This is a genomic window from Salegentibacter sp. T436, assembly GCF_001932675.1.
Taxonomy (GTDB): Bacteria; Bacteroidota; Bacteroidia; order Flavobacteriales; family Flavobacteriaceae; genus Salegentibacter; species Salegentibacter agarivorans.
In genome coordinates this window covers 2,308,084-2,322,363 of the sequence record NZ_CP012872.1, presented here as the reverse complement: position 1 = coordinate 2,322,363, position 14,280 = coordinate 2,308,084, and the positions used below count along the sequence as shown (strand labels likewise).

Annotated in this window: 11 protein-coding genes; 7 read left to right on the top strand and 4 right to left on the bottom strand. The window is 38.3% G+C overall.

Annotated elements, in window-relative coordinates; translation table 11 throughout:
* Positions 1 to 37: 37 nt before the first annotated feature.
* The 3 genes from pgmB to AO058_RS10205 form a co-directional block, all read right to left on the bottom strand.
* Positions 38 to 697 (bottom strand): beta-phosphoglucomutase, encoded by a 660-nt coding sequence (gene pgmB / locus AO058_RS10215; RefSeq protein WP_075326379.1) that lies wholly within the window; start codon positions 695 to 697, stop codon positions 38 to 40.
* A 109-nt stretch (positions 698 to 806) separates the two neighbouring features.
* Positions 807 to 2,153 (bottom strand): MFS transporter, encoded by a 1,347-nt coding sequence (locus tag AO058_RS10210; protein WP_075327946.1) that lies wholly within the window; start codon positions 2,151 to 2,153, stop codon positions 807 to 809.
* A gap of 216 nt (positions 2,154 to 2,369) precedes the next feature.
* Positions 2,370 to 3,392 carry a LacI family DNA-binding transcriptional regulator gene (locus AO058_RS10205; RefSeq protein WP_075326377.1) on the bottom strand — a complete coding sequence of 341 codons (1,023 nt, stop codon included), beginning with the start codon at positions 3,390 to 3,392 and terminating at the stop codon, positions 2,370 to 2,372.
* A gap of 225 nt (positions 3,393 to 3,617) precedes the next feature.
* Here AO058_RS10205 and AO058_RS10200 point away from each other — a divergent pair, with 225 nt between their 5' ends.
* The 7 genes from AO058_RS10200 to tnpC all read left to right on the top strand — a co-directional run bounded on the left by AO058_RS10200 (position 3,618) and on the right by tnpC (position 13,514).
* On the top strand, positions 3,618 to 6,536 hold the full coding sequence (locus tag AO058_RS10200) for a SusC/RagA family TonB-linked outer membrane protein (protein WP_075326376.1): 2,919 nt from the start codon (positions 3,618 to 3,620) through the stop codon (positions 6,534 to 6,536).
* Positions 6,537 to 6,560: 24 nt separating this feature from the next.
* Positions 6,561 to 8,147 (top strand): RagB/SusD family nutrient uptake outer membrane protein, encoded by a 1,587-nt coding sequence (locus AO058_RS10195; RefSeq protein WP_075326374.1) that lies wholly within the window; start codon positions 6,561 to 6,563, stop codon positions 8,145 to 8,147.
* Between the two features lie 18 nt (positions 8,148 to 8,165).
* A complete protein-coding gene (locus AO058_RS10190) occupies positions 8,166 to 9,305 on the top strand; it encodes a SusF/SusE family outer membrane protein (RefSeq protein WP_075326373.1) in 1,140 nt (379 codons plus the stop codon).
* A 57-nt stretch (positions 9,306 to 9,362) separates the two neighbouring features.
* Positions 9,363 to 10,817 (top strand): alpha-amylase, encoded by a 1,455-nt coding sequence (locus AO058_RS10185; protein ID WP_075326371.1) that lies wholly within the window; start codon positions 9,363 to 9,365, stop codon positions 10,815 to 10,817.
* A gap of 345 nt (positions 10,818 to 11,162) precedes the next feature.
* Entirely contained in the window at positions 11,163 to 11,447 is a 285-nt protein-coding gene (gene tnpA, locus AO058_RS10180) for an IS66 family insertion sequence element accessory protein TnpA (RefSeq protein WP_075326369.1), read from the top strand.
* Positions 11,448 to 11,505: 58 nt separating this feature from the next.
* Positions 11,506 to 11,826, top strand: coding sequence for an IS66 family insertion sequence element accessory protein TnpB (gene tnpB, locus AO058_RS10175; RefSeq protein WP_232228825.1), 321 nt, complete (start codon positions 11,506 to 11,508; stop codon positions 11,824 to 11,826).
* Positions 11,827 to 11,864: 38 nt separating this feature from the next.
* Positions 11,865 to 13,514, top strand: a complete 1,650-nt coding sequence (gene tnpC / locus AO058_RS10170; RefSeq protein WP_075326366.1) for an IS66 family transposase — start codon at positions 11,865 to 11,867, stop codon at positions 13,512 to 13,514.
* A gap of 120 nt (positions 13,515 to 13,634) precedes the next feature.
* On the opposite strand, the gene AO058_RS10165 is transcribed toward tnpC, so the two are convergent.
* Complete coding sequence (locus tag AO058_RS10165) at positions 13,635 to 14,228, bottom strand: 3-keto-disaccharide hydrolase (RefSeq protein ID WP_075326364.1); 594 nt, start codon at positions 14,226 to 14,228, stop codon at positions 13,635 to 13,637.
* Between the last annotated feature and the right edge of the window lie 52 nt (positions 14,229 to 14,280).

The window sequence follows — 14,280 nt, the reverse complement described above, 5'->3', positions numbered from 1 at the left end:
CCCATAGGTTTAAGTTGTATTATTGAAAGAAATTATCTCAATTACTGAGTAATTTCTTTATAAAATCTATATCTATTTCGGTGAAATCGTTGAATACATAATCGGCTTCAACCAATATTTCTTTTTCGCCAATTCCAATGCTCATCATATTTGCATTATTTGCAGCCTGCACTCCGGCTACAGAATCTTCAAAAACGATACTGTTTTCTGGATTAATATTTATCTTTTCTGCAGCGATAAGAAATACCTCAGGATCGGGCTTTGCTTTGCTAACATCATTGCCATCAACAATGGCGTCAAATTTTTCCAGCAAATTGATCTTTTTTAAGATATTACGTGCGTTTTTACTTGCGGAACCCAAAGCGAAAGGAATATTATTTTCAATTAAATAATCTATCACCTTTTGAACTCCCGGAAGAATTTCGTCATCGTCCATTTTAGCAACATAAGAGAGATAATTTTCGTTTTTAAGCGCCATTTGGCGTTTAAATTCTGTTTTAGAAAGTTCCAATTCTCCCCATTCCAGTATTTTTTTAAGAGATTCTACCCTGCTAACACCTTTAAGTTGTTCGTTTTGGGCTTTGGTAAAATCGAAACCCAAATCGTTAGCCAGTTTTCTCCAGGCCAAAAAATGAAATTTTGCGGTATCTACAATTACGCCGTCTAAATCGAATATTACTCCTTTTGTTGTCTTCATTATCTTAAATTATCTCTTTTAATTATCATTTCAGCATTTCTTTATCGATGCAGTTCTCGAGACGTTTTGAGCCCACTAAGTTTCATCAAATCTACTCGAACTGATATTGTTATGCTTTAACGGGTTCGTCCACATCGTCTATTCTAAAAGTAAGTATAGCGGCGATTAGAAAAGCAATTCCGCTGGTAACTAAGGCGTAGATTGGGTTTCCGTCGTAAAGATATTTTACCATTAATCCTCCAATAAGTGCATTTACAATTTGTGGGATCACAATAAAAAAGTTGAAGATCCCCATATACACCCCCATTTTTTTCGGTGGAATTGATCCGGCAAGAATTGCATAAGGCATTGCCAAAATACTGGCCCAACCAATACCAATAGCGAACATAGAAAGCAATAGCCAATATTCATTCGGCATTATATAAATGGACAGCATTCCCAGGGCGCCAATAAATAGCGACATAATATGCGTGCTTTTTCTTCCAATTTTTAAGGCAATAGCCGGAAGAAAAAATGCAAAAACCGCTGAAACAGCATTGTAAACCCCGAAAAGCACACCAACCCAGTCGCCGGCATCCTGATAGGTTTCACTGCTACTGTCTGAAAGTGGTAAGCCATAAATATGATGGGCAATTGCGGGAGTTGAGAAAACCCACATTCCAAAAAGCCCAAACCATGAAAAGAACTGAACCCAGCTAAGCTGCCGCATAGTATGAGGCATTTTAGCAAAATCTGAAAAGATATCCAGCAAACTGGATTTTTCATTTTCATCGACCGGTTCTTCAACGTGGTCATCCATTTTTTCCAGTTCCTCGGGAGAATATTCTTTGGTAGTAATTACCGTTACCAGAATACTCCCGACTAAAATAGCCGCTCCAATTACAAATGAAAGCAGCAGGTTTAGCGGAACTTCTCCCACCACCGCTCTATTGCTAATATCAAACCAGTTGGTCAAAACATAAGGCAACCAGGAACCAATTACGGCCCCAATTCCTATTAAAACGGTTTGCACACTAAAGCCAAGGGTTCTTTGATCTGAAGGTAACTTATCGGCCACCAGGGCGCGAAAAGGTTCCATCGCTACATTAAAGGAAGCATCCATAATAAAGAGCATCCCGGCACCTACCCAAAGGGAAGGCAAAATAGCGATAAACCAATCGGCGTTAGGCATTAAAATAAGGCCTATTGCCGCTAAAATTGCTCCAGTTAGAAAGAATGGTCGCCTGCGACCAAGGCTGGTCCAGGTTCTATCGCTATAGTAGCCTATAATAGGCTGAACGATTAAACCGGTAACCGGCGCCACTAACCAAAACCACGAAAGCTCGTGAATATCGGCTCCAAAGATTTGTAAAATTCTACTTGCGTTGGCATTTTGGAGTGCAAACCCCATCTGGATTCCAAGAAAACCAAAACTCATGTTCCAGATCTCCCAGAAACTTAATCTACGTTTTTGCATATCGTACAATTAACGTTTACGATAAGCATAAGGCTTATCAAAACTTATTTTAGGTAGGAAGTAAAAATATAAGTTCTGATAAATTAACTAAGCTGGGGTAAATATATATAAAATTTTAAAGATGGTAATCGAAAATTACTCGAGAATCGAGAATTAAATACTCCAGACAGTATTTAAAATTCAAAAATAGCTCTCCACGGCTGGATTAAAAGTAGTTTACAATTTGGTAGAATTTCTTTCTATCAAATTAGTTTCTACAATTACTGTTCTATAAGATTCTTCTTCCTCTGGTTTTCTTTCCAGTTTATCTATTAAAAGCCTGGCAGCTTCAGCTCCCATACGTTCGCCGTGTTGACTTACAGTGGTAAGGCTGGGAATAAATCTTTTTGAAAGCTCCCCATCTGTAAAACCAATTACAGAGACATCTTCTGGAACTTTTAAACCTTTTTCCTGAATGGCTTTTATCGCGTAAATGGCAAAATGCTCGTTCACTGCGAAAACTGCATCGACTTCATTTTTATCAATAAAGTCTTTAATTTCAGTTTCACTATTATCCATATCCTCTATTTTAAGGATAAGCTTATCATCAATTTCTACATTATTTTCTCTTAAAACTTCAAGATAACCACGGGTTCTTAATTTCCCTACGCTCACATAATCTACCGTAGAAACCAGTCCGATTTTTTTCGATCCTTTATCAAGCAAATATTGAACAGCTTTTTTGGCACCAATAACATCATCAATAATCACTTTATCGCAATGTATTTCATCTACTACCCTATCAAATAAAACCACGGGCATTCCTTGGTTGGTAACTTCAGTAAGGTGATGGTAATCTTCCTTTTGCATGGTTTCTTTTGCCAAAGAAAGGATAAAACCATCGGTACTGCCATTTGCCAGCATTTCAAGGTTTAGTACTTCTTTATCAAAAGAATTGTTGGAAAGACATACAATTACGTTATACCCCATTTCGTTGGCAACCTGCTCTACCCCACTAATTACTGTAGTAAAGAAATAATGAACAATTTCAGGAATAATAATTCCTATAGTTTTTGTTTTTCGGTTTTTAAGACTGAGTGCGATATTATTAGGCCGGTAGTTATATAATTTTGCAAAAGCCTTGATTTTTTTACGGGTTTCTTCCCCAATTTCTGAACTGTCTCTTAGGGCTTTTGAAACAGTAGAAATTGACACGTCTAATTCTCTTGCAATTTGTTTTAGGGTCAATTTTGGCTTCATAAAAATCTATTATTTAAAAATAACTCAGGGATAATTTTTAAGATGTCGTAAAAATACCATAAAAATTACGCTATACCCGCAAAAATCAAAAGTTTTCAACACTCAAACGTTTGCGCAAAATACTGGTAAGGGAATGCCTATTTCTTTACATTCTGTTTACATACTTTTAACCTCAGGAAGTAAAAATATAAGCATAATTTTTAGTAAAAATCAATAAAATAATTTATGAAAACACTATTTAAAAGCACGTTGATGTTGCTCTTAATGCTACCAATGAGCTTTTTTGCGCAGGAGACTGTGAGTGGCGTTGTTAGCGAAAGCGCAACCGGCCTTCCAATTCCCGGCGCAAACGTTATTGTAAAAGGAACAACTAATGGTGCAGTCACAGATTTTGATGGTAATTATACCATTCAAAACGTAAGTGAAGACGATATTCTTGTCTTTTCTTTTCTTGGTTTTGCCAGTCAGGAAATTCCTTATGAAGGACAGGCAACTTTAGATGTTCAGTTAGACGAAGATCAGGCTACTTTAGAAGAGGTAGTTCTTATTGGATACGGTAGCACATCTGAACAGGATGCAACAGGATCTGTAGAAAAGATTTCTGCTGAAAGCTTTAACCAGGGAGCAGTAGTTTCACCAGAACAATTAATATCAGGTAAATCGGCCGGGGTTAGAATTACTCCCGGAAGCGGTGAACCAGGTGGTGGTTCTGAAATTAGAATTCGTGGTGGTTCTTCCTTATCGGGTAACAACTCCCCACTTATTGTAGTAGATGGTGTGCCATTAGACCAAAGAGGAGTTCAGGGTGTTAGAAACCAGTTAAACTCCATTAACCCAAATGAAATTGAAGATTTTGTAATTTTAAAAGATGCTGCTGCAACTTCTATTTATGGTTCCAGGGCTTCTAACGGGGTAATCTTAATCACCACCAAAACTGGTAAAAAAGAATCTCCGTTGGCTTTATCTTACGATCTTAAAGTATCTGCCGGAAGGATTATAGATAAGGTAGATGTATTGAATGCCGATCAATTTCGTACTTTAATAAACGAAACCCCGGGAACAGACCCTTCTTTATTGGGAGATGCTAATACCGATTGGCAGGATCAAATTTACCAAACCGCTGTAGGAGCTATTCACAACTTTACGGCAACACAGGGATTTGAAAATTTCACTTACCGTATAAATTACAACCACACTTCACAAACAGGAGTTTTAAAAACCGATGTTTATGAAAGAAACGCTCTTAATATTGCGCTTAACCAGGATTTATTTGATAATCACCTAAAATTATCCTTAACTTCTAAAGGAATTGTAGATGAAAACCGTTTTGCAGATCAGGGTGCTATTGGCTCAGCCGTAGGCTTTGACCCTACCCAACCGGTTTATAATGAGGGAAGTTACTTTGATGGATATTATGAGCACACACTTTCACCTCAACAACAACAAATCCAGGCTACACGTAACCCATTAGCACTTTTAGAGCAATTAGATGGCCGTGGAGTTACTAAAAGAAATATCACCAACCTGAATGCAGAATATAAATTCCATTTCCTTCCGGAATTGAAATTTAATGTAAATGCAGGTTTTGATTATTCAGAGAATGATGGTTATAATAGAAGACCATTAACTTCTGCTGCAAACAACCAGGATATTCCTTATTTTGAAGATTATGGTGGTTTCAACAGAAATACACTTCTGGATTTCTATTTCAATTATAAATATGATATAGATTTTCTGGATACTGAAATTGATTTAACTGCAGGACATTCTTACCAGGAATTCTTTATTACCAGCCAAACAACTGAAACAGTTTCTAACGATATTCAGGATTTCCCAAGAGATATAAATCGAAATGCATTGGAATCTTACTTTGGTCGTGCCAGTTTTGATATTGCCAATAAATATTTGGTTTCTGGTAGCGTGCGTAGAGATGGTTCTTCAAGATTTGGAGGAGACAATAAATGGAGTATTTTCCCTGCATTATCTGTAGGTTGGAAATTACATAACGAAAACTTCCTTGCAGATTCTAATGTATTGAACCAATTAAAACTTCGTGCAGGATACGGGGTAACCGGTAACCAGGAAATTGGACCTAATTATGGTTACTTCGGAACTTATAACCCAAGTGTAGGTGGAGCGCGATACCAGTTTGGCAATCAATTCTATAACACTTTACGTCCTGAAGCTTACGATTCTAACCTGAAATGGGAAGAATTACAAACCTATAATGTTGGTATAGATTACGGGTTCTTTAATAACAGGATCTCTGGTACCATAGAAGCTTATTACCGTGAAACTGAAGATCTTTTAGCCACAGTACCGGTACCGGCAGGTGCTAACCTTACCGACCTTTTAGTTACCAACGTAGGTAGCACGGTAAGTAAAGGACTTGAATTTGGAATTAATGGTGCAATTATTCAGCAAGAAGATTTCAACTGGGATTTAAATTACAATTTAACTTTCCAGGATTTAGAAATCACCAATTTAACCCTGGGTGACAACCCGAATTTCCAAATTCCACAAGGAGAAATTAGCGGTGGTGTTGGTAACAACATCCAGCTATGGAAAGAAGGCTTTGACCCTACTACCTTTAATGTTTTCCGCCAGGTTTATAATGAAAATGGGCAACCAATAGAAGGTGCTTATGTAGATGTGAACGGGGATAACGAAATTACAGAAGAAGACAGGGTTGCTTATAAAAAAGCCACACCAGATTACTTTATGGGATTAACAAATACTATGAGGTATAAAAACCTTGATTTCAGCTTTACCTTTAGAGGTAACTTCGGAAATTACATGTACAACAACACCCAGTCAAGTAACGGATTTGTAGGCGCAGGTACAGTTACCCCGCAGCCTTACTATTCAAACTTTAATAGCAATGTTTTAGAAAGCGACTTTAACAATAACCAGTTCTTTTCAGACTATTATATTCAAAAGGCTGATTTTGTGAAGCTAGACAACATTTCTGTAGGATATTTATTCCCGGGAGAAGACCTTGATATTAGAACTTCACTAACCGCAACCAATGTATGGACTATAACCGATTATGAAGGTTTAGATCCAGAAATTGCTAACGGTATAGACAACAATTTTTATCCAAGATCTACCACCATTGTACTTGGTTTAAATCTTTCATTTTAAGAAAAAATATATAATAAATTAGTTATGTTAAAAACACTAAAACCATTCTTAATCTTATTTATAAGTGCCGGTTTCCTCTGGTCTTGTGAAGACGATTTAGATTTGCAGCCTGAAGATAACAGGCTCACGGCCGAAACTACATTTGAAGATCCAGCATCTTACAAACAGTTTTTGGCTAAACTTTATGCCGGTCTTGCGGTTAGTGGCCAGGAAGGTCCAGCCGGAGATCCAGACCTTATTGGTCTTGACGAAGGTTTCTCTCAGTATCTTAGATTATACTGGTCTATGCAGGAACTTACTACAGATGAAGCTGTAATTGGCTGGAACGATGGTACAATCCAGGACTTGCACGCCCAAAACTGGACTGCAGGAAACGAGTTTATTAGAACTATGTACTCAAGGATTTTGTACCAGGTTTCTCTTACTAATGAATTTTTAAGACAAAGCACTCCAGAACTTTTAGAGTCTAGAGGCATTGCAGCTGAAGAAAGAGAAAATATAGCCATTTACCGTGCTGAAGCAAGGTTCCTAAGAGCACTTCATTATTATCACGCTTTAGATTTATTTGGTAATGTTCCTTTTGTGACCGAAGAAGACCCTGTAGGAGCTTTTCTTCCGCAGCAAATTCAAAGACCAGAATTATACGATTTTGTAGAAAGTGAACTTTTAGCCATAGAAAGCGAAATTGTAAGCGCTAATTCTAATGAATACGGGCGTGCCGATCAGGCTGCAGTTTGGATGCTGCTTTCTAAACTTTATCTAAATGCTGAAATTTATACCGGTGAGGCTCATTATACTGAAGCTTTAGATTATTCGGAAAGAGTAATTAACGCAAACTATAGTTTAGCAGATGATTACCAAAAATTATTCCTGGCAGATAATGATTCCAATGGAGCACAATCTGAAGTGATCTTCCCTATTACTTTTGATGGGCAGCAAACCAGGTCTTATGGCGGTATGGCATTTATTATTCACGCTGCTGTAGGTGGCGATATGGATCCTGCAGACTTTGGAGTAAGTAGTGGTTGGGCCGGTTTAAGAACCACCGCTGCCCTGGTAGATAAATTTCCAAATGGAGCAGATTCTGAAGATGAAAGAGCACTTTTCTTTACAGAAGGACAAACTAAAGAGATAGATGAAATTTCCAGCTTTAATGATGGCTTTGCCATTACCAAGTTCAAAAATGTTACCGTAGATGGCGAATGGGGATCTGATGATACCGGGGAATTCCCTGATACAGATTTCCCAATGTTTAGACTTGCAGATGCATATTTAATGTATGCTGAAGCCCACCTTAGAGGCGGTGGTGGTAGCCAGGCGGCTGCTTTAGATTATGTAAACGAATTGAGGGAACGAGTTGATGCAGACCAGGTTGGCGCATCAGATCTAAGCTTAAATTTTATATTAGATGAGCGCGCCCGTGAATTATACTGGGAAGCACACAGAAGAACAGATCTTATAAGGTTTAACCAATTTACTGAAAATGGAATTTGGCCATGGAAAGGAGATGTTCCACAGGGAGCAACTACACAAGGTTACAGAAACCTAATGCCTATACCAGCTTCAGACTTAGGAGTTAACACCAATTTAGAACAGAATCCAGGATATTAATTTTATAAAAGAATTAAAATGAAGAAATTTTCAATTTTATTTTTAGCATTTATCGCGCTACTAAGCTTTAGCGCGTGTACACAAGACGATGATATTGTATTCGTTGCGCAACCAGACCCGGAAGGAATTCAGTTTAGCAATTCATTTCAAAACACCTATGTGTTACCATCGGGAAATCCAGACAATCTTGCCGAAAGATTTGTTTGGAACGAAGTAGATTTTAATGCACCTACTACTATTACCTATGAGCTTCAGGGCTCTGCAGATGAAGCTTTTGGAGACTTTATGGTAATAGGAAGTACAGATAATAATAATCTTGGTGTAAGCATTGGCCAAATGAGAGATCTTGCTGAAGATGCAGGTCTTGATAACGATCCTGAAACCGAAGCGCCAAATACTGGCAGCGTTTACTTTAAAGTACGTGCATTTGCCGGTGACGGTGAAGGAAATGCTTTAGAAGAATTTTCTGAAACTATTGGCCTTAATGTAGAGCTACCAGAAGCCGAAGAAGAAGGTGAAGCACCTAAAATGGAACTTTATCTTGTAGGAGATGCCACCGCAGCCGGTTGGGATCCTGCAAACAACAACACTCCTTTGTTTAGAGATGGTGAAAATGAAAATATCTATTACTTTGAAGGAAGATTTGCCGGAGGAGGAGATATAGAAGGTTTCAAATTTTTACAAACTACAGCGTGGCAACCACAATGGGGACTTTCTAATGGTGAACTTACTAACAGTGATATCTTAGGTAATGATCCTAATGCATTCCCGGTAGAAGATGATGCCTATTATTCTCTAATGGTGAATGTTGATGAAATGACTTACACCTGGGAAGAAATAGATGAAAGTGCAGCCGAAGTTCAAACAAACATCGGGATAATTGGCGATGCCACTCCTGGTGCGTGGGATGATGATACTGATATGACTCAGTCTGAATTCAACCCTCATATCTGGTATATCGAAGGAATTGAATTAACTGATGGTGAAGCGAAGTTTAGAGCAGATGACGCATGGGATCTAGATTGGGGTGGAGCAACTCCAGTTAGCGGGGAAACTACAGTAGCTGGACCAAATATTCCAGTGATCGCAGGAACTTACGATGTGTGGTTTAACACACTGAATGGTCGATATATCTTTATCCCACAAGGGGAAGAGTAAAAGACTTAATTAACTAAAAGGGCTGCCGCGTGCAGCCCTTTTTAATTCTTATTAATTATGAAAAAAACTAAATTTTTATTCCCTTTTCTTTTCAGCTTGCTTTTAGTGGTATCTGGCTGTTCTAAAGATGACGATGAAGTTGTTGATGAAACAGATGATATTACCGGTGGCAAAGAACCGGAAGAAACCCCTAATGATCCTGAAGCCTTAGACCTTTCCCAATATTCCAGCGGGCAAAAAGTAATGATGCAAACTTTTTACTGGGATGTAGAACCACGCTTTGAATGGTGGAATAACCTTTCAGATAAAGTTGAAGGCTGGGCAGATACCGGGATAGATAGAATATGGCTTCCCGTAGCTACCAAAGGTCAGTCTGGCGGTTACTCTATGGGCTATGACCCTTCAGATTATTTCGATTTTGGAGAATACGATCAACACGGGACTGTTCCTACACGTTTTGGGACTCGCGAAGAGCTGGAAAATCTTATCTCTAAATCTCATGAGCTGGGCTTAGAGGTGATTGCAGATATCGTTTTAAACCATAATTCGGGCGGCGGCCTGGAATACAATCCATATCGCGAAAAGGATACCTATACCCTATTCAACGAAGAAAATGGAAACGCTTCAGGGATGTTCAATAGAAACTACGAACATTTTCATCCAAACGATGTAAGCCAAAGTGATGAGGGAGATCTTTTCTTTTCTGAACAGGATGTAGATCACGATGTTCCTTATGTACAGGACTGGTTTTGGAAGAATGAAAATTCTGTCGCAAAATATTACAAAAATGAAATGGGTTTTGACGGCTGGCGATTTGATTACGTAAAAGGTTTTGGAACCTGGGTGATTGAAGATTGGATGAACGAAGTTGGCGGATTTGCTGTTGGAGAGAATTTTGACGGAAATGCAGATGTTCTGGTAGACTGGGTTGACGCCACTGGAGTTTCAGCTTTCGATTTTGCTGCCTTCTATAAAATGGAAGAAGCTTTTGATCGTTTTGACGACCTAAATTATTTAGACGGAAATACACTTCGTAAGGTTAATCCTGACAAAGCTGTGACTTTTGTAGCGAATCATGACACCGAAAAAGACGAAAATGAAGACAATCGCATCGCTACAGAGAATAAAATGAAAGCTTATGCCTATATTTTAACACACGACGGATATCCTACAATTTTCTACTCAGATTACGAAAATGAAGCTTTCAACGAAGAAATTAAGCAGTTAATCGAGATTCATAATAGTCTGGCACTTGGTGATGTAGAAGTACTTCATGTAGATAATAACGAATATGTAATGAAAAGGGAAGGGAATGCTGAAAACCCCGGATTAATTCTATATATTAGCACCGGAAATTCTACAAAACGTAGAAACGTTCAAACTAATTGGAATAACGTTACCTTAATTGATTATAGTGGTAACACAACATACACCCCTACCTCCGATGAAAACGGAATGGCAATAATTGAAGCTCCGGCGAATGGATATTCAATATACTCCATCACGAAATAGGTTTTATTTTGAATTTTCATAGGTGTTAATTCAAAGACTGGCTGGTTGTTAATTCAACCAGCCTCTTTTTTTTTGGAGACATTCGGCTTTTATTTTCTTTTCACTATTCATTTAATCAATTTTTTCTTCCCGGTTTTCTCCTAAATTTATCTATTAACCAAATCAATTACCCTGTCCCAAAAATCAGTCTATTTATTAATTAAGATTATCGCATATTTAAAAAAAGCCGTCTTTCAAAAATTGAAGACGGCTTTCAAACTAAAACACATTATTGAAAAGTATCCAGTTGGCTAAGTACATCTTTTGTAAACTTAAGATAAATTCTAGCTTGCCCACAAAAAAGAAATGGATAAGCAAGCCTATATGTATGAGTTAATCGAGAAATGGGAAGTTAGCGGTCTAAGTAAAAAAGATTTTTGTCACCATCATGGGATAACTCGTAGTAATTTTTACTACTGGATTAAAAAATGGAAGAACAGGAAATCGGAAGCTCCAGATGGATTTGTGGATATCACTCCTGATAAAGCAGCTATTTTTCATTCGCAGTATCGCCTGCGATATCCCAATGGAGTACAGCTAGAAGTCAGTGGTATTGGTTTGAATCAACTAGCAGCCCTGGTAAACTTGTAGTCCCATGTTCAGTTTAAGTTCCTCCAACCGATATTACCTTTATAACCAGGCCTGCGATATGAGAAAGGGTTTCCATGGCCTATCGGGATTGGTTACCGCTCAGATGGGAAAGGATCCCATCAGTGGCGATGTTTTTATATTCATCAACCGCCGGGCTACTCATATCAAACTTCTGCACTGGGAGTCCGGGGGTTTTGTAATTTATTATAAACGTCTTGAGAAAGGAACATTCTCGCTTCCTAAAATGCTTAAGTCAGGTAGTGTTAGTTGGAGTCAGCTGGTGCTGATGATCGAGGGAATCAAGGCAGAAAAGCTGCGTCACCTTAGTCGGTATAATCCTCCCGAATCCCTTGATTTTACTGATAAAAACACAAAATAATTATTGTAAAAAAGCAGGGAAATCCGTACTTTTATACTATGGAAAAATCCCTGAAAACCCTTTCAAAACAACAGCTGTTGGCGCTTTTAGAAGAGCAATCAGCGCAGGCGACATTCCATAAAAAAGAGCTTCAAAAATCTCAGCAGGAATTAGAGCTTCAAAAAGAGAATTTAAAACAAAAAGATAAAGAATTAAAGCAAAAAGATAAGGAACTTGCCCGGGCTGATGAGCATCTTCGCAGCTATTTGAGTAAGTCCGGAGTTCTAGAGGAAAAAGTGGCCTACCTGGAGAGCCAGCTGGAGATGTTCCGAAGGATGCAGTTCGGTCAGAAACGCGAGCGTTTTGAAGATAAGGATCAGCTAGCTTTGCCTTTTGAGGTTACTGCCCAGGATCTTGAAAAACGAGAAGAAGCCTTTACAGAAAAGATTACCTACCAGCGTAAGAAAAAAAATGCCAATCATAAAGGGCGTCAGCCGCTTCCAGATCATCTTCCGGTAGAGGAAGTGAAGATCTATCCCGAGGGAGATATCTCCCAGATGAAATGTATCGGCCAGGAAGAGACCGATGAATTGGAATATGAGCCTGCACGTTTTTTTATTCGCAGATATATCCGGTATAAATACGCTCACAAATCCGGAGAAGGTGTGATCATAGGAGAACTTCCCGAGCGGGTGATCGATAAAGGTATTCCAGGGTCAGGACTGATAACTTCCATCATCGTTGATAAATTCTTCGATTATTTACCGCTTTACCGGCAGCTTGAACGCTTTAAAAGAGAAAAAGTCCCCATTGCTGCTTCTACTATGAATGGCTGGTGTGCCAGGGGGCTCGATCGCATTGTTCCGCTTTTTGAAGAACTCATAGCCGATGTAAAATCTCAAGGATACTTGCAGGTAGATGAAACAACAATAAAAGTGCTGGATGAGACAAAAAAAGGAAAAACTCATCTGGGATATTATTGGGTATATCACAGTCCCATCGATGGTAATGTAGTCTTTGACTATCAGCCTGGCCGTGGGCAAGAGGCACCTGAAGCTATGCTCGATAATTTTAAAGGCTATCTTCAGACAGATGGGTATGTGGTCTATGATCATTATGCCAAAAAAGAAGGGGTAACCCATTTGGGGTGCTGGGCACACGCCCGCCGTTATTATGAAAAATCGCTGGACAATGATCCCAAAAGGGCAACACACGCCTTAAAGGAGATCCAGAAATTATATGCTATTGAAAGAAAAATCAAAGAGGCAAATCTTAGTCCGGATCAAATTAAAGAGGTAAGGCTTAAGGAAGCGTTACCGGTAATTAATGAGTTTGGGAAATGGATGACCAAGCAGCTTGCTCGCACGCTGCCTAAAAGCCTGATAGGAAAAGCTCTTGCCTATAGCGTCTTCAGGTGGGATGCACTATGTGCTTATCTCTATGACGGGAATTTACTTATTGATAATAATCTCATAGAAAATAAAATTCGTCCAGTTGCCCTGGGAAGGAAAAATTACTTATTTGCCGGATCTCATAAGGCTGCTCAGAGAGCTGCAGCAATTTATTCCTTCTTTGCTATTTGTAAAAAACACGAGGTGAATCCCTATGAGTGGTTAAAATATACCTTAGAGAATATCATGACCATAAAGTACAAGGATATTAAGAACCTCTATCCACAAAATTATAAAAAATTACAGCTGAGTAAATAAACAAATACAGCTTAAAAGATTATTATAGAATTACAAGGGGCACTTAGCCGACTGGATACATTGAAAAAACTACTTAACTTTATATATTACTGTAATTGAAATCTTTAAATTACTTCTGAATTAAATTTGTTTAAGTTTAATATTTCTCCAGTACACTTTAATCCCTCCCCCATCGTGAATTTGCAAAGCGATTTTACCGGTAGCAGCTCCTATTTTTTCATCAGAAAAATCAACCATTTCCACGCCGTTTAACCAACTGGTTACCTGGTTGCCTTTTACTCTTATCTTTAATTTATTCCATTCTCCATACTTAAGTGCATCTTCTTTTTCTGGGGCTGGTTTAATCAACCAACCACGTCCATAAGATTCATAGATCCCACCTGTATGAAGATTTGGTGGTGCCACTTCTACCTGCCAACCAGCTATCTTGGTGCCTTCAATTTCAGACCTTATAAATACTCCACTATTCCCGTCCGCTTCTTGTTTAAATTCTAAATTCAATTCAAAATCTTTGTAATTTTCTTTAGAGGCAAGATATCCATATGCTTTATCGGGACCGCTTTCTGAGATCAACAATCCATCTTCTACATACCATTTCTCAGTACCATGTATTTTCCATCCTTCCAGATCTTTTCCGTTAAAAAGATCTTTTCCAGATTGACAACCCATAAATGCAATACTCAATAAGATCGCAACTAAACTATTTTTTTTCATTTTATATTTTTTAATATAATTATCCGTTTATCTAATTTTTAGGATAATTGAA

Coding starts and splice junctions, on each gene's coding strand:
- pgmB (WP_075326379.1), bottom strand. CDS start 697: ATGAAGACAACAAAAGGAGTAATATTCGATTTAGACGGCGTAATTGTA.
- AO058_RS10210 (WP_075327946.1), bottom strand. CDS start 2,153: ATGCAAAAACGTAGATTAAGTTTCTGGGAGATCTGGAACATGAGTTTT.
- AO058_RS10205 (WP_075326377.1), bottom strand. CDS start 3,392: ATGAAGCCAAAATTGACCCTAAAACAAATTGCAAGAGAATTAGACGTG.
- AO058_RS10200 (WP_075326376.1), top strand. CDS start 3,618: ATGAAAACACTATTTAAAAGCACGTTGATGTTGCTCTTAATGCTACCA.
- AO058_RS10195 (WP_075326374.1), top strand. CDS start 6,561: ATGTTAAAAACACTAAAACCATTCTTAATCTTATTTATAAGTGCCGGT.
- AO058_RS10190 (WP_075326373.1), top strand. CDS start 8,166: ATGAAGAAATTTTCAATTTTATTTTTAGCATTTATCGCGCTACTAAGC.
- AO058_RS10185 (WP_075326371.1), top strand. CDS start 9,363: ATGAAAAAAACTAAATTTTTATTCCCTTTTCTTTTCAGCTTGCTTTTA.
- tnpA (WP_075326369.1), top strand. CDS start 11,163: ATGGATAAGCAAGCCTATATGTATGAGTTAATCGAGAAATGGGAAGTT.
- tnpB (WP_232228825.1), top strand. CDS start 11,506: ATGAGAAAGGGTTTCCATGGCCTATCGGGATTGGTTACCGCTCAGATG.
- tnpC (WP_075326366.1), top strand. CDS start 11,865: ATGGAAAAATCCCTGAAAACCCTTTCAAAACAACAGCTGTTGGCGCTT.
- AO058_RS10165 (WP_075326364.1), bottom strand. CDS start 14,228: ATGAAAAAAAATAGTTTAGTTGCGATCTTATTGAGTATTGCATTTATG.